19 protein-coding genes are annotated in these 23544 nt (G+C 70.2%); 2 read left to right on the plus strand and 17 right to left on the minus strand.

Annotated elements, in window-relative coordinates; translation table 11 throughout:
- Positions 1–34: 34 nt before the first annotated feature.
- The 16 genes from JI742_RS02950 to JI742_RS03025 form a co-directional block, all read right to left on the minus strand.
- Positions 35–2773: a phosphoenolpyruvate carboxylase gene (locus JI742_RS02950; protein WP_201823866.1), complete on the minus strand. Its 2739-nt coding sequence runs from the start codon at positions 2771–2773 to the stop codon at positions 35–37.
- Between the two features lie 134 nt (positions 2774–2907).
- Positions 2908–3798, minus strand: coding sequence for a succinate--CoA ligase subunit alpha (sucD, locus tag JI742_RS02955; RefSeq protein ID WP_201823869.1), 891 nt, complete (start codon positions 3796–3798; stop codon positions 2908–2910).
- A gap of 14 nt (positions 3799–3812) precedes the next feature.
- Positions 3813–4982, minus strand: coding sequence for a malate--CoA ligase subunit beta (locus tag JI742_RS02960; RefSeq protein ID WP_201823871.1), 1170 nt, complete (start codon positions 4980–4982; stop codon positions 3813–3815).
- A gap of 157 nt (positions 4983–5139) precedes the next feature.
- On the minus strand, positions 5140–5778 hold the full coding sequence (gene fchA / locus JI742_RS02965; protein WP_201823873.1) for a methenyltetrahydrofolate cyclohydrolase: 639 nt from the start codon (positions 5776–5778) through the stop codon (positions 5140–5142).
- Between the two features lie 111 nt (positions 5779–5889).
- Positions 5890–6765, minus strand: coding sequence for an NADP-dependent methylenetetrahydromethanopterin/methylenetetrahydrofolate dehydrogenase (locus JI742_RS02970; RefSeq protein ID WP_201823875.1), 876 nt, complete (start codon positions 6763–6765; stop codon positions 5890–5892).
- Between the two features lie 120 nt (positions 6766–6885).
- The gene (locus JI742_RS02975; RefSeq protein ID WP_201823877.1) at positions 6886–7839 is read right to left on the minus strand and encodes a D-2-hydroxyacid dehydrogenase; all 954 of its coding nucleotides are present in this window, start codon (positions 7837–7839) and stop codon (positions 6886–6888) included.
- Positions 7836–9053: an aminotransferase class V-fold PLP-dependent enzyme gene (locus JI742_RS02980; protein ID WP_201823879.1), complete on the minus strand. Its 1218-nt coding sequence runs from the start codon at positions 9051–9053 to the stop codon at positions 7836–7838. The genes JI742_RS02975 and JI742_RS02980 overlap by 4 nt, the downstream gene beginning before the upstream one ends.
- A gap of 481 nt (positions 9054–9534) precedes the next feature.
- Positions 9535–10938: a bifunctional tetrahydrofolate synthase/dihydrofolate synthase gene (gene folC, locus JI742_RS02985; RefSeq protein ID WP_236676754.1), complete on the minus strand. Its 1404-nt coding sequence runs from the start codon at positions 10936–10938 to the stop codon at positions 9535–9537.
- Positions 10939–10965: 27 nt separating this feature from the next.
- Positions 10966–12645 carry a formate--tetrahydrofolate ligase gene (locus JI742_RS02990; RefSeq protein ID WP_201823881.1) on the minus strand — a complete coding sequence of 560 codons (1680 nt, stop codon included), beginning with the start codon at positions 12643–12645 and terminating at the stop codon, positions 10966–10968.
- A 105-nt stretch (positions 12646–12750) separates the two neighbouring features.
- Positions 12751–14019: a glycerate kinase type-2 family protein gene (locus JI742_RS02995; protein ID WP_201823883.1), complete on the minus strand. Its 1269-nt coding sequence runs from the start codon at positions 14017–14019 to the stop codon at positions 12751–12753.
- Positions 14020–14153: 134 nt separating this feature from the next.
- Positions 14154–14918 carry a fumarylacetoacetate hydrolase family protein gene (locus tag JI742_RS03000; protein WP_201823885.1) on the minus strand — a complete coding sequence of 255 codons (765 nt, stop codon included), beginning with the start codon at positions 14916–14918 and terminating at the stop codon, positions 14154–14156.
- Between the two features lie 13 nt (positions 14919–14931).
- Positions 14932–15939: a 2-dehydropantoate 2-reductase gene (locus JI742_RS03005; protein WP_201823887.1), complete on the minus strand. Its 1008-nt coding sequence runs from the start codon at positions 15937–15939 to the stop codon at positions 14932–14934.
- A 3-nt stretch (positions 15940–15942) separates the two neighbouring features.
- The gene (locus tag JI742_RS03010) at positions 15943–17457 is read right to left on the minus strand and encodes a tripartite tricarboxylate transporter permease (RefSeq protein ID WP_201823889.1); all 1515 of its coding nucleotides are present in this window, start codon (positions 17455–17457) and stop codon (positions 15943–15945) included.
- A gap of 30 nt (positions 17458–17487) precedes the next feature.
- Positions 17488–17994, minus strand: a complete 507-nt coding sequence (locus JI742_RS03015; RefSeq protein WP_201823890.1) for a tripartite tricarboxylate transporter TctB family protein — start codon at positions 17992–17994, stop codon at positions 17488–17490.
- Positions 17995–18108: 114 nt separating this feature from the next.
- Positions 18109–19104: a Bug family tripartite tricarboxylate transporter substrate binding protein gene (locus tag JI742_RS03020; RefSeq protein ID WP_201823891.1), complete on the minus strand. Its 996-nt coding sequence runs from the start codon at positions 19102–19104 to the stop codon at positions 18109–18111.
- A 68-nt stretch (positions 19105–19172) separates the two neighbouring features.
- A complete protein-coding gene (locus JI742_RS03025) occupies positions 19173–20696 on the minus strand; it encodes an acyl--CoA ligase (protein WP_201823892.1) in 1524 nt (507 codons plus the stop codon).
- 365 nt (positions 20697–21061) lie between these two features.
- Between JI742_RS03025 and JI742_RS03030 the strand changes: the two genes are divergently transcribed.
- Positions 21062–21673, plus strand: coding sequence for an IMPACT family protein (locus tag JI742_RS03030; protein WP_201823893.1), 612 nt, complete (start codon positions 21062–21064; stop codon positions 21671–21673).
- Positions 21674–21751: 78 nt separating this feature from the next.
- Positions 21752–22225 carry a DUF4864 domain-containing protein gene (locus JI742_RS03035; RefSeq protein ID WP_201823894.1) on the plus strand — a complete coding sequence of 158 codons (474 nt, stop codon included), beginning with the start codon at positions 21752–21754 and terminating at the stop codon, positions 22223–22225.
- A 15-nt stretch (positions 22226–22240) separates the two neighbouring features.
- Here JI742_RS03035 and JI742_RS03040 read toward each other — a convergent pair whose 3' ends face one another.
- Complete coding sequence (locus JI742_RS03040) at positions 22241–23533, minus strand: FAD-dependent monooxygenase (protein ID WP_201823896.1); 1293 nt, start codon at positions 23531–23533, stop codon at positions 22241–22243.
- Positions 23534–23544 lie beyond the last annotated feature (11 nt).

The raw sequence follows: 23544 nt of genomic DNA on the forward strand, positions 1-23544 counted from the left end.
TGCGAAAGAAGGGGGTGCGGCGCGGGCTTGGGCCTCAGCCCGTGGCGCCCAGGCCGGCCGAGGCGCAGTTGATCGACAGCAGCAGGGCGTGGCGTACGTCCTCGGCGCCGGTCGCGCGCCACTGGCGCAGCAACTGCACCTGCTCGCGGCTGACCTGGTTCATGGTCTTGAGCCGGCGCGCCAGGCGGCGGCGGTACTGCGGGAAGCGCTGCGCCAACAGGCTGTCGCCGGAGATGGCGCAGACCATCTCGCAGCTCAGGTGGTACTCGGCTTCGACGGCGCTGAAGATGGGCTCGCGCACCTCGGCGTCCTCGCAGAGGCTGGCGAATTCGCGGGCGATGTCCAGGTCGACCATCAGCAGGGTCTTCTCGACCTCGTCCATCACCAGGCGGAAGAGGCGCGATTCCTTGAACATGCGTTGCAGCAGTTCCAGGCCGCGTTCCTTGCGCACGTCGAGGAAGGCCTTGAGCCCGCTGCCCACGCCATACCAGCCGGTCAGCATGTGGCGGTTCTGCGCCCAGGCGAAGACCCAGGGGATGGCGCGCAGGTCGGCCAGCGTCTTGGCCTGGGTGCGGCGGGCAGGCCGGGAGCCGAGGTTGAGCAGGGCCAGTTCCTCCAGCGGGCTGGCGGCCTGCAAGTAGGCCAGCATGCTGGGCGATTCCATCAACCGGCGGTAGGCCGTCCAGGAGGTGCCCGACAGGGCCTCCATCGCCTCGTCGTACTCATGCCGCGGGATGAGCGCGGTCTCGCGCTCGGACTTCAGCATGTGCTCGACGACCGAGGCGCTCAGCAGCTCGACCTGGTAGGCGGCCGTGCCCTTGTTGGCGTACTTGAGCGAGACGACCTCGCCCTGCTCGGTGATGCGGAACTGGCCGCGGATCGAACCGGCCGGTGCCGCCGCGATGGCGCGGCCCGTGGGCGCGCCGCCGCGGCTGACCGAGCCGCCGCGGCCATGGAAGAAGGCGATGGACACGCCCAGCTCGCGGCCCAGCCGGGTGAGCTGCGCCTGGGCCTTGGACAGCTCCCAGTTGGCGGTGAGGTAGCCGCCGTCCTTGTTCGAATCGCTGTAGCCGACCATCACCTCCTGCACATTGCCCTGGCGGCGCAGGCTGCGCTGCACCAGGGGCACGGCGATCAGCTCCTTGAGGATGGCCGAGGCGCCGCGCAGGTCGGGGATGGTCTCCAGCAGCGGCACGATGGGCAGGGTGCAGGATTCCACCGCCAGCGCGTCGGCGAAGAGGCCGGCTTCCTTGGCGAGCAAGTAGACGCCCAGCACATCGGCCGCGCTGTGCGTCATGCTGAGGATGAGCGCGCCGAAGGCCTCGCGGTCGATCTGCGTGCGCATCTCGGCGATGGTGCGGAAGGTCGCCAGGGTCTCGGCGGCCTCGGCCGACAGCTCGGGGTAGTCGTAGGGCTGGGCGCGGGCATTGCCCAGCTCGGCCAGCAGCCAGGCCTTCCAGGCCGGGCTCTCCACCGGCGGCGGCTCCTCGCCGCGCAGGCTGCGGTACATCTCGCCCAGGGTGGCGTTGATGCGGATCGTGTTCTCGCGCACGTCCAGCCGCAGGGTGCTGAAGCGGAAGATGCTGACCTCGCGCCACATGGGCTTGATCAGGGACTGCGCGATGCGCTGGGCGCCGGACTCGATGAGGGCGTTCTGCACCAGGTCCAGGTCGGCCAGCATCTGGTCGGCATGCTGGTAGCCGCCGGCGGTGGTGGCGGGCTCCTGCTCCTCGCTGCGGGCCAGGGTCACGTCCAGCCGGGCCAGCATCACGGACAGGTACTGCCGGCACAGCTCGCCCGGGTTGCGCGCGGCAATCTGCGCGCCATCGGGGATCTGGTCCAGCGCGGCCTGCACCGCGCGCTTGAAGGGCTCCGGGAACTCCAGCGCGTGTTCGGCAATGCTGAGGTTGCGGATCAGGTCGACGATGCGGCTGCGGTAGCGCCGCAGGCAGGCCACCCGGTTCTGCCACAGGGTGCGGCGGGTGACCTCGCTGGTCACGAAGGGGTTGCCGTCGCGGTCGCCGCCGACCCAGGAGCCGAAGGTGAAGAAGGGCGGCAGCTCCAGCGGCGCTTCCTTGGGGAACTGCCGCGCGAAGGCGGCTTCCACCTTGGCATAGAGCGCCGGGACGGTGTCGAACAGGTTCTCGTTGAAGAAGTAGAGGCCCCAGTTGACCTCTTGCTCGACGGTGGGCTTTTCCAGCTTCAGCTCGCCGGTCAGCCACAGCAGCTCGATCTCGTCGCTGATGGCGCGCAGCAGCTCCTCGCGCTCGCGCTCGGTCCAGCGCGGCGATTCCAGATCGACCAGGCGCAAGTAGACGCGGCGGTGCCGCTCCAGCACGGTGATGCGCTTGGACTCGGTCGGGTGGGCGGTGATGACCGGGCGGATCTTGATGCTGGCCAGCACCTCGCGGATCTCGCCGGCCGGGATGCCGCCCGCCGCGGCGCTGCCGATCACATGCGCGAAGGTGCCGAGCAACTGCTCGTAGCCGCGTTCGCGCTCGACATTGCGGCGGCGGCGCATGTCCCGGTTCTGCTCGGCGATGGCCAGGAGCTGGAACCACATGGCCTGGGCCTGGATGGTGCGGGCGAGCAGGCGCGGGCTCAGGCCCTCGCCCGACAGGCCTTCGCGGCGCAGCAGGGCGGCAACTTCGGGCTCGTGCCGGTCCAGCACGCCCAACATGGCTTCGCGCAGCAGGTCGGAGCGCGAGAAGCCGTCGTTGGCGCCCTCTTCGGAGACGAGCTCCGCAGCTTCGGCGGCGATGACTGGGCTCATGGGGGCTCCCGCGGGGTGGAGGGATGGAGAAGGGGGGCGGAACGCCAGCCCGAGGCGGCACAGGGCGCCGCCGGGGCCGGACACACGGCGCGCCGTGCCGGGCGGCCCGGGGGCCGCCGCGGCAGGCGCAGGCTTCAGAGCACCTTGCTCAGGGCCTTGGCCACGGTCTCGCCAAGCTGGGCGGCGCTGGGCGAGACGTAGAGGCCGTAGGAGGCCATGATCTCGGCCTTCTCGGCGGCGGTGTCGCCCGCAGCCGAGACGATGGCGCCGGCATGGCCCATGCGACGGCCCTTGGGCGCCGTCAGGCCGGCCACATAGCCGACCACCGGCTTGCTCATGTGCGCCTTCACCCAGGCCGAGGCTTCGGCTTCCTGCGGGCCGCCGATCTCGCCGATCATGATCACGGCCTTGGTCTCGGGGTCCTGCTCGAAGCGTTCGAGGTGGTCGAGGAAGGACGAGCCGTTGATCGGGTCGCCGCCGATGCCGACGCTGGTCGTCACGCCGATGCCCAGGGCCTTCATCTGCGCTGCCGCTTCATAGCCCAGGGTGCCCGAGCGCGAAACGATGCCGACATTGCCGCGCATGTAGATGTTGCTCGGCATGATGCCCAGCATGGCCCGGCCGGCGCTGATGATGCCGGCGCAGTTGGGGCCGACGATGGTCGTGCGCTGGTCCTTGGGGTAGCGGCGCAGGTAGCGCTTGACCCGCATCATGTCCTGGGCCGGGATGCCGTCGGTGATGATGCAGACCAGCTTGAGACCGGCGTCGGCCGCTTCCATCAGCGCATCGGCCGCATAGGGCGGCGGCACGAAGGCCAGGCTGGCCTCGGCGCCGGTCGCATGCACGGCGTCCTTGACGGTGTTGAAGACCGGACGGTCCAGATGCTTCTGGCCGCCCTTGCCGGGCGTGACGCCGCCGACCACGTTGGTGCCGTAGCCGATCATCTCCTTGGCGTGGAAGGTCGCCTTGTCGCCGGTGTAGCCCTGGACGATGACGCGGGTGGTTTCGTCGATGAGGATGCTCATGTTCTCTCTCCTGCTCAGGCGCTGAGTTCGCCACGGGCGGCGGCCACAGCCTTCTGGGCTGCGCTCGCCAGGTCATCGGCCAGGATGATGGGCAGGCCGGATTCGCGGACGATCTTCATGCCCTCGTCCACATTCGTGCCGGCCAGCCGGACGATCAGCGGCACGCGCAGGCCCTTGGCGGCCTGCACCACGCCCTGGGCCACCCAGTCGCAGCGGTTGATGCCGGCGAAGATGTTGACCAGGATGGCCTTGACGCCCGGGTCCGAGAGGACGAGGTTGAAGGCCTGGCCGACGCGCTCGGGCGAGGCGCCGCCGCCGACGTCGAGGAAGTTCGCCGGCTCGCCGCCGGAGTACTTGATCATGTCCATGGTCGCCATGGCCAGGCCGGCGCCATTGATGATGCAGCCGATGTCGCCGCTGAGGCCGACATAGTTCAGGCCGTGCTTGCCGGCCTGGGCCTCGCGCGGATCTTCCTCGGCCACGTCGCGCATCTCGGCGATCTGCGGGCGGCGGAAGAGGGCGTTGTCGTCGAAGCTCATCTTCGCGTCCAGCGCCAGCACGCGGTCGTCCTTGGTCACGACCAGGGGATTGATCTCGACCATGGTCGCGTCGAGGTCGCGGAAGGCGCGGTAGCAGCCCAGGATGGCGGTGACCGCCTGGCTGACCTGCTTGATGTTCAGGCCCAGGCCGAAGGCCAGCTCGCGGGCCTGGAAGGGCTGCAGGCCGACGGCCGGCTCGACCTCGATCTGCATGATCGAGTCCGGGTTGTCATGGGCGATCTCCTCGATCTCCATGCCGCCCTGCGCCGAGGCGATCACGCGCACCCGCTCGGCCTTGCGGTCGAGCACGAAGCCCAGGTAGAGCTCGCGGACGAAGGCGGTGGCCTGCTCCACGTAAAGGCGGTTGACCACCTTGCCCTTGGGGCCCGTCTGGTTCGTCACCAGCGTGGCGCCGAGCATGGCCTTAGCCGCCGCGGCCACCTCGCCATAGGTGCGGCAGAGCTTGACGCCGCCGGCCTTGCCGCGGCCGCCGGAGTGGATCTGCGCCTTCACCGCCCAATGCCAGCCGCCGAGCTCGGTGGCCACGTAGACGGCCTGGTCGGGGCTGTAGGCCACGCTGCCGCGTGGGACGGGCACGCCAAAGCCTGCAAGCAGCTCCTTGGCCTGGTACTCGTGGATGTCCATGGGATGTCTCCTTCTCCGAATGCTTACGGATCGGCGTGGTGGCCCGCCGCGCGGCCGGGTGGGGGTGGCGGATCGCGCCGCCCCCACCGGGGGTTACCTCAAGGCTCGTGTGCCCGAGCTTGCTGAAAGAGGGGTCGGGATGCTCGTCCGAGGCGACTCAGCCGAGCTTGGACTTGACGGTGTCGTGGACCTGCTCGGCGAGCGGTCCGCATTCATCGAGCAGGGCCTGCAGCTCGGCCAGCTTCGCGCCGGCGAAGGCCCGGTCCTTGAGCTGCGGGGCATTGATGTGCACGTTCAGGGCGGCGCTGCGCAGGGCGGCCCAGGCGGCCAGCACGCCGACGCCGGCATCGCTGATCACGTTCAGGTTGCCGACCGCGGCGGCCCGGGCCGACAGGCGCACGACCTCGGCGCAGGCCTTGGCGCAGTCCAGCGGCACCACCGTGGCGCCGGCCAGGCCGGCCTGGATGGCGGCGCTGCGCGCGGCCTTCTCCTCGTCGCTGGCCTTGGGCAGCTTGTAGCTGCCCATCAGCGCGTCGAAGGCGGTCTTGTCGTCCTCGATCATGGCGGTGAGGCGGGCGCGCACGTCCTCGGACGCTGCCAGCACGGCTTTCATCTCGTCCTCGACGGCCTCGTAGTTCTTCTTGCCGATGGTCAGGTTACAGACCATGGCCACGAGCGCGGCGCCCATGGCGCCCATCACGGCGGCGGCGCCGCCGCCGCCCGGGGTGGGCGCGGCGCTGGCCAGCTCGTCCAGGAAGGTCTGGACAGACAGGGATTCGATGCGATCGGTGCTCATGTCAGGCAAGCCTCCGGCCAAGGTCGCGGATGCAGGCATCCGGACCGGCTGTTCAACAGTCGGGTGAGGGGAGCCGCGGCGCCAGGCGCCGCGGCCGGGGAGGGCGAGGGTTCAGCCCACCATGGTCTTGGCGATGGCGAAGACCTCGTCGGCATCCAGCACGAGATCGTTCTGCTCGAACATGCGCGCGACGCAGGCGCGGTGCAGGGCGATCTTCAAGGCGCCGAAACCCAGCGCGCCGAAGACGACCTTGCCGTGGCGCTCGACGCCCTTATCCATCATGTCGACGCCCTCGATCCCCAGCGGCGGCGTCGCGTTCGCATCGGCCAGCAGCTCAAGCGTCGGGGAATCCTTCCACTGCGCTTCGGTCAGCAACTGGGCGCTGGCGGCGCCGGCAGCGAAGATCACCTGGGCGCCGTCGATGGCCGCCGCAAAACCGGCCGGGTCGCGGGCGACCACGGCCTTGACGCTCAGGCCGAAGCGGGTCTGGATGGCTTCGGCTGCGGCGCCGCCCTTGGCGGCGTCGCGCGAGGTGATGGTCACCTCGCAGCCTTCACGCGCCAGCATCACCGCGGCGCGCTGGCCGACCGGGCCGCTGCCGGCCAGCACAACAGCCTTCTTGCCGGCCAGGCTGCCGCCGCGCTTGGCCGCGGCATGCGCCAGCCAGGCCACACCGGCCGCGGCGGTGGTGTTGGAGCCATTGCTGTCGAGCATGACCGAGACGCGGAAGCCGGCGAAGAACTTCTTGCGCACGGCCTTGAACAGGGCCTCGCCCTCGACCATGTTGCCGCCGCCGACGAAGATGGCGGTCAGCTTCTTGTCCTTGGGCGCACGGGTGAAGATGGCCCCGTCGACCAGGCCGCCGACATTGGCGGGCGTCACGCCGCCGTAGGCGGTGATGTGGTCGGCGCCGCCGTCGTAGCCGACGACGTTGTCGAAGACCGAGGGCATCGGGTCGGTGTCGAACTGGTAGAGCAGTTTCTTCATGCGGGTTCTCCGGGAGATCGGGCAAGGGGCTGCGAAATCGCAGGCGCGAGTTTGCCCGCCGCGGGGCCCGAAGGCCCCGCGTTCACGCCCCCGAGGGGGCGTGGCCAGGGATGGTTCAGATCAGGTGACCAGGTGCTGCGGCGTGCCGGCCGCCCAGCGCTCGACGTTGTCGATGAGCTGATCGGCCAGGAACTGCATCGCGCCGTCCGAGGCCCAGGCCACGTGCGGGGTCAGGATGAAGTTCGGGCGCCGCAGGTCCAGCAGGGGATGGCCGTTCTTGGGCGGCTCGACCGTCAGCACGTCGAAGCCGGCGCCGGCGATCAGGCCTTCGTCGAGCGCGGTGATCAGCGCAGCCTCGTCGACCAGGCCGCCACGCGCGGTGTTGATCACCAGGGCATTGCGCTTCATCTTGCGGAACTGCTCGATGCCGATGATGTTGCGCGTGCTCGGCGTCAGCGGGCAGTGCAGGCTGATCACGTCCGACTGGGCCAGCACCTCGTCGAAGGGCGTGAACTCGACCCCCGGCATCTTGGGCGGCTCATGGTCGGCGAACAGCACCTTCATGCCGAAGCCGCGGGCGATGGCTGCCGTGCCCTGGCCGAGCGCGCCTTCGCCGATGATGCCCAGCGTCGCGCCGTGCAGGTCGCCGATGTCGTGCGTGAAGAAGCAGAACTGGTCCGACTGCTGCCACACGCCCGCCTCCACATCCTGGCGGTAGGCCAGGATGTTGCGGCGCAGGGCCAGGATCAGCGCAAAGGCATGCTCCGGCACGGTGTGCACCGCGTAGTTGCGGATGTTGGCCACGGCGATGCCGCGGGCGCGGCAGGCCGGCACGTCAATCACGTCGTAGCCGGTGGCGGCCACGGCGATCATCTTCAGGTCGGGCAGTTGCGAGAGCACGTCCTCGCGCAGCGGCACCTTGTTGGTGATGGCCACGGTCGCGCCCTTCAGGCGCTCGACGACTTGCTCCGGCGTGGTCTTCTCGTGCTCGACATAGCTGCCGCCCAGGGCCGGCGTGCGGACCTTGGCCTTCAGCGAGGCCCGGTCCAGGAAGACGACGTGGTGGGCACTCATGCTGCGTTCTTCCCGGCGATCCAGTTGGCCATGTGCGCCGGCACATTCGCCGGGTCGCGCAGGAAGTTGCTGGCGGCGCCGACACCGCTGCCCGGCTCGACCTTGATGCCCACATCCAGCATGGCGGCCTCGGCACCCGCGATGGCGCCCAGCAGCATGCACTCGTTCATGTCGCCGATGTGGCCGATGCGGAAGACCTTGCCCGCCACCTTGGACAGGCCGGCGCCCAGCGCCAGGTTGTAGCGGCGGAAGGCGCGGGAGATCACGTCGGCGCCGTTGAAGCCTTCCGGCACCAGCACCGCGCTGACCGTGTCTGAATACCACTTCGGCTCCTTGGCGCAGACATCAAGCTTCCAGCCCTTCTGTACCGCCGCGCGCGTCGCGCCAGCCAGGTAGGCGTGGCGGGCGAAGACGTTGTCCAGGCCCTCTTCCTTCAGCGTGGCGATGGCTTCGCGCAGGCCGTAGAGCAGGGGCAGCGAGGGGGTGTAGGGGAAGTAGCCGGTCTTGTTGGCATTGACCATGTCGAGGTAGTCGAAGTAGCAGCGCGGCGCCTGGGCCGTCTTGCGCGCTTCGAGCGCCTTCTCGCTGACGCAGGTGATGCCCAGGCCGGCCGGCAGCATCAGGCCCTTCTGCGAGCCGCTGACGCAGACGTCCACGCCCCACTCGTCCATGCGGAAGTCGACGCTGGCCAGCGCGCTGACCGAGTCGACGAAGAGCAGGGCCGGGTGGCCGCAGGCGTCCATGGCCTTGCGCACGCCGGCGATGTCGCTGTTCACGCCGGTGGCGGTCTCGTTCTGGGTGGCCAGCACGGCCTTGATCTTGTGGCCCTTGTCGGCCGCCAGGATCTCGGCATAGCGCTCCAGCGGCACGCCGGTGCCCCATTCGCAGTCCACGGTCTCGACGTTGAAGCCGAGGCGCTGGCACATGTCGATCCACAGGTGGCTGAACTGACCGAAGCGCGAGGCGAGCACGGTGTCGCCGGGGTTCAGGCAGTTGGTCAGCGCGGCTTCCCAGCAGCCGGTGCCGCTGGACGGGAAGATGATCGGCGTGCCGGTGGTGGTCTTGAAGATGTCCTTCAAGCCCTTGATGCAGTCAAAGGTGAGCTGCGAAAAGATCGGGGACCGATGGTCTTCCGACTGCACCGCCATCGAACGCAGGACGCGGTCGGGGATGTTGGTGGGACCCGGGACGAAAAGGAAGTTGCGGCCGGCCATGGTTTGTCTCCTCAGGGGCTGATCTGGATGAAGGGCTCAGGCTTGCGGTCGTCGGACCGTCAGGCGCTGTTGCGACTGGGCGTGAGGGACCGGATCAACGGTCGGCCTGCCGACCGCATCGGGCCGGAACAGGTTGCCGCGAGGCCTCGGGCACGCGATCTGCGGGGCCCTGGCACGGTCCGGGCGCGCAAGGCCTTGTCCTGCCTCAGGCCATGAGCCTGAACCGGAGACACGGCGCCTGCGCGCGAGGGGGTGATTCGCTGGCCTGCCGGGCCGGGCCGCGATCCCGCCGGGCACGCGACCGCGACAGGGCGCGGTCGCGTCGGCAGGGATCGGAAGCAGTGCGGCATGGCAGGTCGATTCCTAGACGGGGGCGGGCGGCGGGGCCGCCCGGTGGATCGCGGCGCGCTGCGGCGCCTCTCGATCCGTTGAAGCCAGTCTAGGCCTCGCCCCCCGCCATGTGGGTTGGACTTTCTGACGCTCAGACAAAGATCGCCTTATCCGCAGCCAGGCATCCGTTGGCTGCGGCGGCCACCGTGCCCTGCGCCGCTTCGACGCTGAGCATCTGCAGGGCGCTGCCCACGGTGACGAAGGAACCGCAGACGATCACGCGGTCCCGCGAGCCGGCATGGGCGCGGGCGCTGGCCAGCGCGGCGGCGATGTCGGCACAGGCCGTCACGGGGCCCTGGGCGCCGCCCTGGGTCAGGGCCAGGGCCAGTTCCTCGGCCGAGGCGCCGCGCCGCTCGGGGATGCCGGCGATGAACCAGCCCTGCACCTGCGGTGCAAGCGCCTGGACGACGCCGACCATGTCCTTGTCGCGCAGCATGGCCAGCACGGCCAGGGTGCGGCCGGCCACCGGCTGGCGGGCCAGGGTGGCGGCCAGGCGCTGGGCGGCATGCGGGTTGTGGGCCACGTCGAGGATGACCTCGGGCACGGTGCCGAAGCGCTGGAAGCGCCCGGCCAGTTGCACCCGGCGCAGGCCGGCCTGGATGGCGGCCAGCGGCACCGTCAGGCGCTCGCGCAGGCGGTCCAGCGCCATCAGGGCGGTGGCGGCGTTGTCGAGCTGGATCTCGCCCTCCAGGCCCGGCATGGGCAGGGGTTCGAGCACGCGGCAGTTCTCGGCATGCTGGGCGTCGACGCGCCAGAAGCGCCAGGCGGGCTGGCCGTCGGCATCCTCGCGGGCCGACCAGCCGTAGCCCGCGCCCTGCGACCACAGCGGCGCGCCCACGACGCCGGCCTGCTTCAACAGGCCCAGCGGGGGGTGCGGATCGCCGCAGACCGCCGGCCGGCCGCTGCGGAAGATGCCCGCCTTCTCGTAGCCGATGGAGTCGCGGGTGTCGCCGAGGAAATCGGTGTGGTCGATGCCGATGCTGGTGACCACCGACACGTCAGCATCGACGATGTTCACGGCGTCGAGCCGGCCGCCGAGGCCGACTTCAAGCACCAGCACGTCGAGCGCCGCTTCGTCGAAGACGCAGAGTGCGGCCAGGGTGCCGAACTCGAAGGGCGTCAGCGGCAGGCTGCCGCGGGCGGATTCGACCCGCGCGCAGGCCGCCGCCAGGCGCTCGTCGGCCACCGGGATGCCGTCGATGCGCACCCGCTCGGTGGGGTGCAGCAGGTGCGGCGAGGTGTAGCAGCCCACCCGGTGCCCGGCGGACTGGAGGATGGACGAGAGCATGGCGCAGGTCGAGCCCTTGCCATTCGTGCCGCCCACCGTGATGACCGGCACCCGCGGCGCCAGGCCCAAGGCCTGGTAGACGGTGCGGACCCGGTCCAGCCCCAGCTCGATGGGCTGCGGGTTGAGCTGCTCCGCCCAGGCCAGCCAGCCAGCCAGGTCACCCAGCCGGGGCTGCATCGGGAGTTCGCTCGTGATGCCTTGCTCCATGCCCGCTCCCGATGCGATGCCGAAGGATCAGAACAGGCCGACGACCTTGCCGTCGACCAGGTCGATCTTCTCGGCCGAGGGCACCTTGGGCAGGCCCGGCATGGTCATCACGTCGCCGCAGACCATGACGATGAATTCGGCGCCCGCGGCCAGCCGCACCTCGCGGATGTTCAGGGTGTGGCCGGTCGGCGCACCCTTGGCATTGGCATCGGTGGAGAAGCTGTACTGCGTCTTGGCGACGCAGACCGGGTAGCGGCCGTAGCCGGCTTCCTGCAGCTCGGCGATCTGCTTCTTGACCTTGGCATCGGCGCTGACGCCGGCCGCGCCGTAGATCTTGGTCGCGATGGCGGTCACCTTCTCCATCAGCGTGGCCTCTTCCTCGTAGACGAACTTGAAGCCGCTCTTGCCCTCGTTCGCCTCGACCAGGCGCACCACCTCGTGGGCCACCGCTTCGGCGCCCTTGCCGCCTTCGGCCCAGTGACGGGCCACGACCACCGGCGCGCCCAGAGCGGCCATGCGCGCTTGCAGCAGGGCCAGCTCGGCCGGGGTGTCGGCGGTGAAGTTGTTGATCGAGACCACGCAGGGCAGGCCGTAGTGCTCGCGCACGTTCTGCACATGCTTCTCGATGTTGGCGATGCCCTTGGCCAGCGCGTCGAGGTTCTCGGTGTTGAGGTCTTCCTTCTTCACGCCACCGTGGAACTTGAGCGCGCGGATGGTCGCGACGATCACCACCGCATCCGGGCGCAGGCCCGACTTGCGGCACTTGATGTCGATGAACTTCTCGGCGCCCAGGTCGGCGCCGAAGCCGGCTTCCGTCACCACATAGTCGGCCAGTTTCAGGCTGGCCTGGGTCGCGATGACCGAGTTGCAGCCGTGGGCGATGTTGGCGAAGGGGCCGCCATGCAGGATGGCCGGGTTGTTCTCCAGCGTCTGCACGAGGTTGGGCTGGATCGCGTCCTTGAGCAGCACGGTCATCGCGCCGTGGGCATTCAGCTCGCGGGCCGTCACCGGCTTGCCGGCGCGGGTGTAGGCGCAGACGATGTTGCCCAGGCGCTGCTTCAGGTCGTCGAGCGAGGTGGCCAGGCAGAAGATGGCCATCACCTCGGAGGCCACGACGATGTCGAAGCCGTCCTGGCGCGGGTAGCCGTTGGCCGTGCCGCCCAGGGCGATGGTGATGTCGCGCAGCGCGCGGTCGTTCATGTCGAGCACGCGCTTCCAGGTCACGCGGCGCACGTCGATGTCCAGCGCGTTGCCGTGGTGGATGTGGTTGTCGATCACCGCGGCCAGCAGGTTGTTGGCGAGCTGGATGGCGTTGAAGTCGCCGGTGAAGTGGAGGTTGATGTCCTCCATCGGCACGACCTGGGCATAGCCGCCGCCGGCCGCACCGCCCTTGACGCCGAAGACCGGGCCCAGCGAGGGCTCGCGCAGGCAGACCAGGGCCTTCTTGCCGATGCGGTTGAGGGCATCGCCCAGGCCGACGGTGGTGGTGGTCTTGCCTTCGCCGGCCGGCGTCGGGCTGATGGCGGTGACCAGGATCAGCTTGCCGTTGGGGCGGTCCTTCAGGCTGTCGAGGTACTTCAGCGAGATCTTGGCCTTGTAGTGGCCGTAGGGCTCCAGGTGCTCGTCGGCGATGCCGAGCTTTTCGCTGGCGACCTGGGTGATGCGCTGCAGCGTGGCGGCCTGGGCGATGTCGATGTCGGATGCCATGGTCTTTGTCTCCTCGGGGATCGCGAAAGGGTTGGGGCTTGCGGGACCGGCCCCCCGCCCGCGTGTGACGGGCGAGGGGCGGGCCAGGGCGTCGCCTGCGGCGGGTCAGCCGATCAGGATCGCCCGGAAGTCGTTGACGTTGGTGAGCGTGGGGCCGGTGAGGATCAGATCGTCCACCCCGGCAAAGAAGCTGTAGCCGTCGTTGTTCGCCAGATGCGCCTTGGCGCTCAAGCCGCGGGCGGCGCCGCGCGCCAGGCTGTCAGGCGTGAGCACGGCGCCGGCGTTGTCCTCGGTGCCGTCGATGCCGTCGGTGTCGCAGGCGATGGCATGCACGCCGGGCAGGCCGTCCAGGGCCACGGCCAGAGCGAGCAGGAATTCCGCGCAGCGCCCGCCGCGGCCCTGGCCGCGCACGGTGACGGTGGCCTCGCCGCCGGAGAGCAGCACGCAGGGCGCCGGCGCCGGCTGGCCGTGCTGCAGCACCTGGCGGGCGATGCCGGCATGCATCAGGGCCATGTCGCGGGCCTCGCCCTCGATGGCATTGCCCAGGATCAGCGGGGTGTAGCCGGCGGCGCGCGCCACGGCGGCCGCGGCCTCCAGCGACATCTGCGGCGTGGCGACCATGTGGGTCTCGGCCCGGGCCAGGCGCGGGTCGCCGGGCTTGGGCGTCTCGTCATGGCCGCGGCGGATGTAGTCCACCGCCACCTTGGGTTCGGTGATGCGGTACTTCTCCAGGATGGCCAGGGCATCCGCGCAGGTCGACGCATCCGGCACCGTCGGGCCGGAGGCGATGACCGAGGGGTCGTCGCCCGGCACGTCGGAGATGGTCAGCGTCACCACCCGGGCCGGCGCGCACAGGGCCGCCAGGCGGCCGCCCTTGAGCGCGCTGAGGTGCTTGCGCACGCAGTTCATCTCGGTGATGTTGGCGCCGCTCTTGAGCAGGGCCTTGTTCAGCGCCTGCTTGTCGGCCAGGGTCAGGCCTTCGGCCGGCGCGGCCAGCAGGGAGGAGCCGCCGCCCGAGATCAGGCAGAGCACCAGGTCGTCCTCCGTCAGGCCCTGCACGAGCCGGGCGATGCGGATCGCGGCCTCGGCGCCCGCGGCATCGGGCACCGGGTGGGCGGCCTCGACGATCTCGATCTGCTTCGTCGGCGCGGCATGGCCGTAGCGGGTGACGATGAGGCCGCTCAGCGGGCCGCCGCGCCAGTGCGCCTCGACCGCCGCGGCCATCGCACCGCTGGCCTTGCCGGCGCCGATCACGATCGTGCGGCCCTTGGGCGGCTCGGGCAGGTGGGGGCCCAGCACCCGCATCGGATCGGCTGCCGCGACGGCAGCATCGAACATCGAGCGGAGCAGGGCACGGCGGTCGGCAGCAGTCATGGGCAGGCGCTAGGCGGCAGGGCGGTGGGGCCGTGAAAGGCCCCACGCTGTCTGAAAATTCTAGGAAGGCCCCCGGGGGGTGGCCGATGCTTTTTCTGATCCGAGGCCAAAGAAGCGCTGACGCCCGGCGGGCCTCAGCCGTAGCGGTGGGCCAGCACGCCCAGGCCGTCGATCTCGACCTCGACCTCGCTGCCCGGCTTCATCGGCAGCACCCCCAGGGAGGTGCCGCAGAGGATCACGTCGCCGGGTTCCAGCGGCAGGTCTTGCGAAATGCGCGCCACCAGCTCGGCCGGCGGGAAGAACATGTCGGCCAGGGCATAGGCCTGCCGCTCGCGGCCGCCGACGCGGGTGCGCAGCATGGCGGTGGACAGGTCCAGCGTGGTCTCGATCACCGGCCCCAGCACGCCGAAGCCGTTGAAGCCCTTGGCCCGCGTCCACTGCGGGAAGGCCGGGTCGCGGTTCAGCAGCTCAATCGCGGTCACGTCGTCGGCGCAGGTGTAGCCCAGGATGTGGGCCGGCGCTTCGTCCACGCGGATGCGGTGCGCGCGCTGGCCGATCACCACGGCCAGCTCGCCCTCGAAGGCGACGCGGCCGACCTCGGCCGCCACCGCCGGGGTGACGCTTCCGTGGGCGGCCAGGCTGTTGGGGGTCTTGAGGAAGTAAAGCGGCTCGGTCGGCGGCGCCCAGCCGTTCTTCTCGGCCGCGGCGCGGAAGTTGTTCCACAGCGCCAGCACCTTGCCGACCTTGCAGGGCAGGCCCAGGGTGACCTCGTCGAGCCGCAGCGTGCCGCCCGTGGGATGGTGCTCGCCGAAGAGATCGCCGGTGTGGACCTGGATGGTGTCGCCTTCCAGGCTGCCGAAGCCTTCCGCCCCGGCATGGGTGAAGCGCAGCCATTTCATCGGGCCGGCCTCCTCACAGCGGCAGCAGGGCCATGCGGCCGCGCTGCCCGGTGACGGTGTCGCTCAGCAGGCGGGCCGCGCCGTAGATGGCTTCCAGCTTGGGGGTGGGCGTGCCGGTGATGCGGCCCAGCTCGACGACGCTGCCGACCAGGGCCTCCAGCTCCAGCCCGCGGCCGGCTTCGATGTCTTGCAGCATCGAGGTCTTGTGCGCACCCACCGCCTCGGCGCCGGCCAGGCGCTGCTCCAGGGTGATCTTGAACTTCACGCCCAGGGATTCGGCCACGGCCTGCGCCTCGGCCATCATGGCGCGGGCCAGTTCGCGGCCGGCGGGGTGGCGGCAGATCTGCTCCAGCGTCGCATGGGTCAGCGCGCTGATCGGGTTGAAGGTGGCATTGCCCCAGAGCTTCACCCAGATCTCGCCGCGGATGTCCTTGCTGACGGGGCTCTTGAAGCCGGCGCCGATCATGGCCTTGGACAGGGCCTCGATGCGCTCGCTGCGCGAGCCGTCGGGCTCGCCCAGGGTGAAGCGATTGCCCTCGATCACCTTCACATGGCCGGGGGCCAGCAATTCGGCGGCCGGATAGACCACGCTGCCGATCACGCGCTCGGGTTCGATGTGGCGGGCGATCACGCCGCCCGGGTCCACGCTGTCGAGGCTGCTGCCCTCATGGGCGCCGCCGAGCTTGTGGAAATACCACCAAGGCACGCCGTTGATCATGCTGACGACCAGGGTCTCCGGCCCGAAGAGCCCGCGCAGGCCGGGCAGCAGGTCGGCCACCTGGTGGGCCTTGACGGTCAGCAGCACGGCGTCCTGCGGGCCGGCCTCGGCCGGGTCCTGCACCGCCTTCACATTCGGCGCATGAACGGTCTCGCCGTTCTCCAGCGTCAGGCGGAAGCCGTCGCGGCGGATGGTTTCCAGGTTCTTGTTGCGGGCGATGAAGGTGACCTCCTCGCCCGCCCGCGAAAGCTGGGCGCCGAGGTAGCCCCCGATGGCGCCCGCACCGACGACGGTGATCTTCATGCTTCAGGCCTCCTTGGCTTGCGCGGAGCGGCCCGCCAGCCGCGCCTTGGCCGCCGCGAACAGCGGCCACAGCAGCATCAGCAGCGCCAGGCTGAAGATGGCACCGACCAGCGGGTTGGCCCAGAAGATGGACAGCGAACCCTGCGACAGCAGCATGGCCTGGCGGAAGCTGGCCTCGGCCATATCGCCCAGCACCAGGGCCAGCACCAGCGGCGCCAGCGGGTACTTGAGCTTCTTGAACAGGTAGCCGAGCACGCCGAAGACCATCATCAGCGCCACGTCGAACATCGAGCTGTGCACGGTGTAGGCACCGATCGCGCAGATCACGATGATCACCGGCGCGATCACCGCGAAGGGAATGCGCAGGATGGCCGCCCACCAGGGCACGGTCGAGAGCACGACGATCAGGCCGACGATGTTGCCCAGGTACATCGAGGCGATCAGGCCCCAGACGAAGTCCTTCTGCTCGATGAAGAGCATGGGGCCGGGTTGCAGGCCCCAGATCAGCAGGCCGCCCAGCAGCACAGCCGCCGTCGGCGAGCCCGGGATGCCGAGCGTCAGCATGGGCAGCAGGGCCGAGGTGCCGGCGGCATGGGCTGCCGTCTCGGGGGCGACGACGCCCTCGATCTCGCCCTTGCCGAAGTTCTGCGGGTTCTTCGAGATGCGGCGGGCCATGCCGTAGCTCATGAAGCTGGCCGGCGTCGCGCCGCCCGGGGTGATGCCCATCCAGCAGCCGATGGCGGTGGAACGCAGGAAGGTGCGCCAGTGCTTGATCAGCAGGCCCCAGGTCTGGAAGACGACCTTGGGGCTGATCTTCGCGCTCTTGCCCTTGAAGGCCAGGCCCTCTTCCATGGTCAGCAGGATCTCGCCGATGCCGAACAGGCCGATGACCGCGATCAGGAAGTCGAAGCCGCGCATCAGGTCGGTCACGCCGAAGGTCATGCGCAGCGTGCCGGTCACCGCATCCAGGCCCACCGCGGCCAGGGCGAAGCCCAGCATCATCGCGGCGATGGTCTTGGCCGGTGGTTCCTTGCTCATGCCGACGAAGCTGCAGAAGGTGAGCAACTGCACGGCGAAGAATTCGGCGGGCCCGAACTTGAGCGCGAACTTGGCCAGCAGCGGCGCCAGGAAGGTGATCACCACCACGGCGATCAGCGCGCCGACGAAGCTGGAGGTGAAGGCCGCCGTCAGCGCCTGCGCCGCCTTGCCCTGCTGGGCCATGGGGAAGCCGTCGAAGGTGGTGGCCACGCTCCAGGGCTCGCCCGGGATGTTGAAAAGGATGGACGTGATCGCCCCGCCGAACAGCGCACCCCAGTAGATGCAGCTCAGCATGATGATCGCCGAGGTGGGGTTCATGCTGAAGGTCAGCGGCAGCAGGATGGCGACGCCGTTGGCGCCGCCCAGGCCGGGCAGCACGCCGATCAGCACGCCCAGCACGATGCCGATCAGCATGTAGAGCAGGTTGGGGCCGGTCAGCGCGACGCTGAAGCCCCCCATCAGGTTGCTGAGTTCTTCCATGGTGTTCTCGTGTCGGGAGGGGGAGGGGGCTCAGAAGCCCAGCAACTGCTCGATCGGTCCCTTGTGCAGCGGCACCAGGAACCAGCGCTCGAAGACCAGGAAGAAGAAGAGCGGCACGCCGACCGACACGGCCGTCGTCAGCGGCCAGCCGTACTTGCCATGGCGGCGCATGAAGTAGCCGATCAGGCCGATCGAGGCCATGTAGAGACCCAGGAACCAGACGAAGCCCACATAGATGGTCATGGGGATCGCCATCTGCATCACGCTGCGGATCTGGCTGCGCTCGGCAAAGGCCGGATTGCGCGTGCCCCAGCGGCGCAACTGGCCGACCAGCACCGAGCCGCTCGAGATGAGCAGGGCCAGGCCGATGTAGAAGGGGAAGTAGCCGGACTCGGGGCCGTCCTCGGCCCAGCCGGTGCCCACGCGCCGGCTGTCGACGATCACGATCAGCGACAGGATGACCAGGAACAGGGCGACGAGCAGTTCGGGCCAGCGGGTGCCGACCACCGGGCCGGCGTCTTCGGTCGGGTCAGACATGACCATCTCTCCAGGGGACAAGCTGCCAGGGGGCTTCAGGCCCCCCGGGCAGCGGTTCATCGATCGTTGGGGGCAAGGCGGTGGCCGGATGCGGTCAGCGCCCCGCGCGCCGGTTTACTTGGCGAGGAAGCCGGCTTCCTTCATCAGCACCCGGTGCATCTGCTCGTTCTTGCCGAGCCACTCGAAGAAGGCGTCACCCGTCAGGGCCGACTGGTTGAAGGCGCCCTTCTGCATGAACTCCTTCCACTCCGGCAGCTCGCGGACCTTGGCGAACAGGTCCTGGTAGTACTTGACCTGCTCAGGCGTCACGCCCGGCGTCATGAAGATGCCGCGCAGCATCACGTACTCGATGGGCACGCCGGCCGAGGTGCAGGTCGGGATGGCCTTCCAGCCCTCGTAGGGCAGGGGCTGCTTGTCCATCACGCACAGGGGACGCAGCTTGCCGCCCTTCCAGTGGCTCTCGGCCTCGATGGGGTTGTTGACCGTCGAGTTCACATGGTTGCCGACCAGTTGCACCGCCACGTCGCCGCCGCCCTTGAAGGGCACGTAGGTGACCTTCTTGCCGGCGGCCTTCTCGAACATCACGGTGATGATCTGGTCTTCCTGCTTGGAGCCGGTGCCGGCCATCTTGAAGGCGTTGTTGTCGCCCTTCTTGACGGCTTCGAAGTAGTCCTTGGCGGTCTTGTACGGCGAGTCGGCATTGACCCACAGCACGAACTGGTCAAGGGCCAGCATCTGCACCGGCGTCAGGTCGCGCCAGTTGAAGGGCACGCCGGTGGCCAGCGGGGTGGTGAAGAGGTTGGACAGGGTGATGATGATCTTGTGCGGATCGCCCTTGTCGCCCTTGACGGCCAGGAAGCCCTCGGCGCCTGCGCCGCCGGACTTGTTGACCACCACCAGCGGCTGCTTCATCAGGTTGTTCTTGGCGACCACGCCCTGGATGAAGCGGGCCATCTGGTCGGCGCCGCCGCCGGTGCCGGCCGGCACGATGAATTCGACCGGCTTGGTCGGCTCCCAGGCCAGGGCGGCCGGGCTGGCCGCCAGGCCCAGCAGGGCGAAGGCTGCGGTGATGGCGCTGCGCAGGGGGGATGCGTGCTTGGTTCTGGACATTGCTGTGTCTCCTCAAGGGGGTGGTGTGGGGGCGGTCTGCATGCCGCCTTCGATCGTTGACTCGGTGTTCAGCCCGTCAGGCCCAGCTTGGCCGCAAGGCCGATGCGCTGCAACTTGCCGGTGGCCCCCTTGGGGATCTCGTCCATGAACAGGATCTTCTTGGGCACCTTGAAGTCGGCGGCGCGCTGGCCGATGAAGTCCTGCAGCTCGCGCTCGCTGAGCGCAGCACCCTCGCGCAGCACCACGCAGGCGGCGACTTCCTCGCCCAGCTTGGGATGCGGCATCGCGAAGGTCACGACCTGGGCCACGGACGGGTGGTCCATCATGATCTCGTCGACCTCGCGCGGGCTGATCTTCTCGCCGCCGCGGTTGATGATCTCCTTCAGGCGGCCGGTCAGGCTGATGTAGCCCTCGGCATCCATCACGCCCTGGTCGCCGGTGCGGAACCAGCCGTTCGTGAAGGCCTCGGCATTGGCCTTGGGGTTGCTCTCGTAGCCGGCGGTCACATTGGGGCCGCGGATGACGATCTCGCCGATCGAGCCAGCCGGCAGGATCGTGCCGTCTTCGCCCATGATGCCCACCTCGGGGCCGGCAGCCAGGCCGACCGCACCGGGCTTGCGTGCCCGCGGCGGCAGCGGGTTGCTGGCCATCTGGTGGGTGGCCTCGGTCATGCCGTAGGCCTCGATCAGCGGGGCCTTGAAGACGGCCTCCAGCTCGGCGATGACCTGCGGCGGCATCGAGGACGAGGACGAGCGCAGGAAGCGCAGGGGATGGCGCGCGATGATCTCGGCGTTCTTGCCAGCCCGGGTCAGGATGGCCTGGTGCATGGTCGGCACGGCCGTGTACCAGGTGGGCTTGGCCTCGTCCATCCAGGCGAAGAACTTCAGGGCATTGAAGCCCGGAGTGCAGAAGACCTGCGAGCCGGCCGACAGCGGCGCCAGCACCCCGGCGATCAGGCCGTGGATGTGGAAGAGCGGCATGATGTTCAGGCCGCAGTCCTTGTCGGTGAACTGCAGGGTCGCGCGGATGTTCTGTGCCGAAGCGGCCAGGTTGCGCTGCGACAGCGGCACGATCTTGGGCCGCGAGGTGGTGCCCGAGGTGTGCAGCACCATCGAGACATCGTCGGGCTCGGCATCGCCGCCGTGCGCGGCCGGGCTGCCGCCTTCCGCGCCGTCGCGCGGTTGCAGGGTGAAGCCGCCGGCGGCCTCGCCGGGGATCAGGTCCAGCACGCGCACGCCCAGCTTCTGGGCCACCTCGATGGCCGGCGAGCTGCTGGCCTGCTCGACGATCAGCGCCTTGGCATTCAGGTCGGAGAGGTAGAACTCGAACTCGTCCGCGCGGTAGGCCGGGTTCAGCGGCGCGCTGGTCACGCCGCGGGCGCAGGCCATGTAGCAGGCGGCCATCTCGGGGCCGTTGGCCAGCACGATGGCGACCCGGTCGTTGCGGCCGATGCCCAGGCCGTTGAGGCGGGCGATCGTCGCGTCGATCAGGCTGCGCAGGCCGCTGAAGCTGAGCGGCGGACGCCCGGGGGCGGAAAGGGCGGTGGCGGTGTCGGCGCCGGTCGCTAGAAGCGACTTCAAGGTCGTTTGCATGGTCATCCCGTGGAAGTGCGCGGGCAGGGCGACATGCGGTCGGCCTCCCCGGACACAGTACCTGGACCGTCCCCTGGACGGCCTGCTCATCTGGCGCCCCGCGGGCCGGCGGTCGGGCCGGTGCGGGACTGGGGCGGATCGCGCCCTCCCGCCGCACAGCACGCGGGTCACGGTGCCGGGAACGGGGTCCGTCATGCTTCGCCCGGGGCGGCCGATGCATGGACGAGCCGGACTGCGGTCGTGCCCGCGATCCGGAACCTCGGTTTATAACGAAAGCCTGACGCTTGCGGGATCAGGAAAGCTAGCGCACGCCTTCAGCAAGATTGACGGGCAAATCCCGCGGCGGCGCCGCATAAGCTCGCGCCATGCCGCTGAGCCTGTCTGCCGCCGTCCACAGCGAACTGCTGATCCAGAAGAGCCGCTTCCTCGGCTGCGTCGAACCGGTGGCCGACCGCCGCGAGGCCCAGGCCCGCGTGGCCGCGCGCTGGGCCGAGCACCCCGGCGCCAGCCATGTTTGCTGGGCCCTGCTGGCCGGCGGCCAGTCGGCCGCGGTCGACGACGGCGAGCCCGGTGGCACCGCCGGCCGGCCGATGCTGGAGGTGCTGCGCCACCAGGACCTGGATGGCGTGCTGGCCACCGTCGTACGCTACTACGGCGGGGTCAAGCTCGGCGCCGGCGGCCTGGTGCGGGCCTACACCGACGCCGTGGCCCAGGCCCTGCTGGGCGCCGTCAAGGTGCCGCGCCTGCGCTGGCTGCCGCTGGGCTGTCGCGTGCCCTATGCCCTGGAGGGCCGGCTGCGCCGCGAACTGGCCGCGGCCGGCGCGCGCAGCCTGCAAGTGCAGCATGGCAGCGAGGCGGTCGATTGCCGTTTCGAACTGCCCGACGCGCACCTGCCAGCCCTGCGGACCCAGCTCTATGCCATCGGCCAGGGCCGGCTGCTGTGGCACGCAGATGCCGCCCCCCCGGTCCACGGGTGACCCGCTGCGCGCCTCGGCCGCGCTTTGCTGTCATATTGCCTGCACAGGCCGCCGCTCCAGGTGGCACCGGAGCCTTCCATGCACCCCCTGCCCACCTTGTTGCTGGCCGGTCTGCTGCCCCTGCTGGCGACGCCGGCCCTGCAAGCCGCCCCGCCCCAGGGCCGCGACGCGCCCTTGCATGCAGCCGCCGAGAAACTGCCCGGCGACGAGGCCGGTGAGGTGCGGGCCGTTGTGCAGGCCCAGCTCGACGCCTTTGCCGCCGACGATGCCGAAGCCGCCTTCCGCTTCGCGACGCCGGCCATCCAGCAGCGCTTCGGCAGCGCCGAGCGCTTTCTCATGACCGTGCGCGAGGCCTATCCGGCGGTCTACCGCCCGGCCTCGATCTTCTTCATGACCCCGATCCGCGTCGGCGACGAGGTGGTGCAGCAGGTCCGCCTCGTCGATGGCGACGGCGCGGTCTGGATCGCGATCTACACGCTCGAACGCCAGTCGGACCAGGCCTGGCGCATCCAGGGCTGCCAGCTCAGCCGCAGCGCGGGCCGGATGATCTGAGCCTGGCGGCGCGCCTCAGCGCCAGCCGAACATCATCTGCCGCGCCAGCGCCCGGCGCAGGGGTGCAAGCTGGCCGACGGCGGCCAGGCCCAGGCCGCGCAGCGTCGACAGCGCCGGCCCCGGCCAAGTGAAGCCGCGGGCCAGCAGATCGGTTGCGGCGATCAGGCTCCAGCGGTCGGGCGCGCGCTGCCACTCGATGCGGCGCAGCGCGGCGTCCAGGTCCAGCGGCCCGCCCTGGCGGTGGGCTTGCTCCTCGGCGGCGACCAGGGCGGCCACCAGGGCCTGGGCATCGCGCAGGCCCAGGTTCAGGCCCTGGCCGGCCACCGGGTGCAGGGTCTGTGCGGCATTGCCGATGCGGACTTGCCGGCCGCGCACCAGGCTGCGCTCGGCATTCAGGCCGAGCGCGAAGCTTTTCAGCGGGCTCAGGCCGGTCAGCGGGCCGACGGCGTCCGGGAAGAGGGTGTTCAGCAGGGCCAGGCGGCCGGCAGCGTCGAGTGGTGCCACCGGGTCGTCGGCGCTCGGCACACACCAGACCAGGGCCGCGCGCGGCTGGCCGTCGTCGGCCGAAGGCGTGGCGCCGCCAGCCGTCCCGGGCGGCAAGGGCAGCAGCGCGGCCGGGCCGCTGGCGGTGAAGCGCTCCACCGCCATGCCGTCCAGCGGCCGGGCCAGGGTGACGGTGCCGACCCAGGCCGTCTGGCCGTAGTCGTGGCGCAGGGCCTTGCGGGCCTGCTCGGCGAAGACGCCGCCTTCGGCGATCACCGCCAGGTCGTGGGTCTCGACGATGCCGCAATCCAGCTCGACACCGCCGGCCCGCTCGCGCACCGCCGCCACCGGCGTGCCCAGGCGCAGCGCCAGGCGCTGCGGCTCGCGCGCGCAGGCGGCTTCCCACAAGTCTTGCAGCGGCGCGACCAGGGCGCCGTGCCGCATCACCGTGCCGAGCGCGGGCAGGCCCAGTTCCTCGGCCGCGATGCGCACCACCGGCTCGCCCTCGGGCAGCAGCAGGGCGGCCAGCGGTCGCGGCAGCAGGCCGGGGCCCAGGGTCGGCGTCTGCTGCGAGACATGCACGCAGCGGATCGGCGTGCCCTGGGCCGCCATCGCCGCGCCCAGGCCCAGGGCCTCCAGCACCTGCACGCTGCCCAGCGAGAGCGCCAGCGTGCGCGGGTCGCGGCCCGGGTCGGCGCCGGGCGCGCGGGCGTCGAAGACGGTGATCGCGGCCTGCGGCAGCGCCGCGGCCAGTTGCAGGGCCAGGCTCAGGCCGACCGGGCCGGCGCCGACGAGGGCCAGGGAGAGCGGGGCAGCAAGGGGCATGGTCAGGCGGC

Origin of the sequence: Piscinibacter lacus (assembly GCF_016735685.1) — a bacterium.
Classification (GTDB): Bacteria; Pseudomonadota; Gammaproteobacteria; order Burkholderiales; family Burkholderiaceae_C; genus Aquariibacter; species Aquariibacter lacus.

Bases quoted from the DNA above. Each gene is read 5' to 3' on its own strand.
- JI742_RS02960 (WP_201823871.1), bottom strand. From the start codon at position 4,982: ATGGACATCCACGAGTACCAGGCCAAGGAGCTGCTTGCAGGCTTTGGC.
- JI742_RS03035 (WP_201823894.1), top strand. From the start codon at position 21,752: ATGCACCCCCTGCCCACCTTGTTGCTGGCCGGTCTGCTGCCCCTGCTG.
- JI742_RS02995 (WP_201823883.1), bottom strand. From the start codon at position 14,019: ATGACTGCTGCCGACCGCCGTGCCCTGCTCCGCTCGATGTTCGATGCT.
- JI742_RS02970 (WP_201823875.1), bottom strand. From the start codon at position 6,765: ATGAAGAAACTGCTCTACCAGTTCGACACCGACCCGATGCCCTCGGTC.
- JI742_RS02990 (WP_201823881.1), bottom strand. From the start codon at position 12,645: ATGGCATCCGACATCGACATCGCCCAGGCCGCCACGCTGCAGCGCATC.
- JI742_RS02980 (WP_201823879.1), bottom strand. From the start codon at position 9,053: ATGGCCGGCCGCAACTTCCTTTTCGTCCCGGGTCCCACCAACATCCCC.
- JI742_RS03015 (WP_201823890.1), bottom strand. From the start codon at position 17,994: ATGTCTGACCCGACCGAAGACGCCGGCCCGGTGGTCGGCACCCGCTGG.
- JI742_RS03010 (WP_201823889.1), bottom strand. From the start codon at position 17,457: ATGGAAGAACTCAGCAACCTGATGGGGGGCTTCAGCGTCGCGCTGACC.
- JI742_RS03025 (WP_201823892.1), bottom strand. From the start codon at position 20,696: ATGCAAACGACCTTGAAGTCGCTTCTAGCGACCGGCGCCGACACCGCC.
- folC (WP_236676754.1), bottom strand. From the start codon at position 10,938: ATGGAGCAAGGCATCACGAGCGAACTCCCGATGCAGCCCCGGCTGGGT.
- JI742_RS03000 (WP_201823885.1), bottom strand. From the start codon at position 14,918: ATGAAATGGCTGCGCTTCACCCATGCCGGGGCGGAAGGCTTCGGCAGC.
- JI742_RS03030 (WP_201823893.1), top strand. From the start codon at position 21,062: ATGCCGCTGAGCCTGTCTGCCGCCGTCCACAGCGAACTGCTGATCCAG.
- fchA (WP_201823873.1), bottom strand. From the start codon at position 5,778: ATGAGCACCGATCGCATCGAATCCCTGTCTGTCCAGACCTTCCTGGAC.
- JI742_RS02950 (WP_201823866.1), bottom strand. From the start codon at position 2,773: ATGAGCCCAGTCATCGCCGCCGAAGCTGCGGAGCTCGTCTCCGAAGAG.
- JI742_RS03040 (WP_201823896.1), bottom strand. From the start codon at position 23,533: ATGCCCCTTGCTGCCCCGCTCTCCCTGGCCCTCGTCGGCGCCGGCCCG.
- sucD (WP_201823869.1), bottom strand. From the start codon at position 3,798: ATGAGCATCCTCATCGACGAAACCACCCGCGTCATCGTCCAGGGCTAC.
- JI742_RS02975 (WP_201823877.1), bottom strand. From the start codon at position 7,839: ATGAGTGCCCACCACGTCGTCTTCCTGGACCGGGCCTCGCTGAAGGCC.
- JI742_RS03005 (WP_201823887.1), bottom strand. From the start codon at position 15,939: ATGAAGATCACCGTCGTCGGTGCGGGCGCCATCGGGGGCTACCTCGGC.
- JI742_RS03020 (WP_201823891.1), bottom strand. From the start codon at position 19,104: ATGTCCAGAACCAAGCACGCATCCCCCCTGCGCAGCGCCATCACCGCA.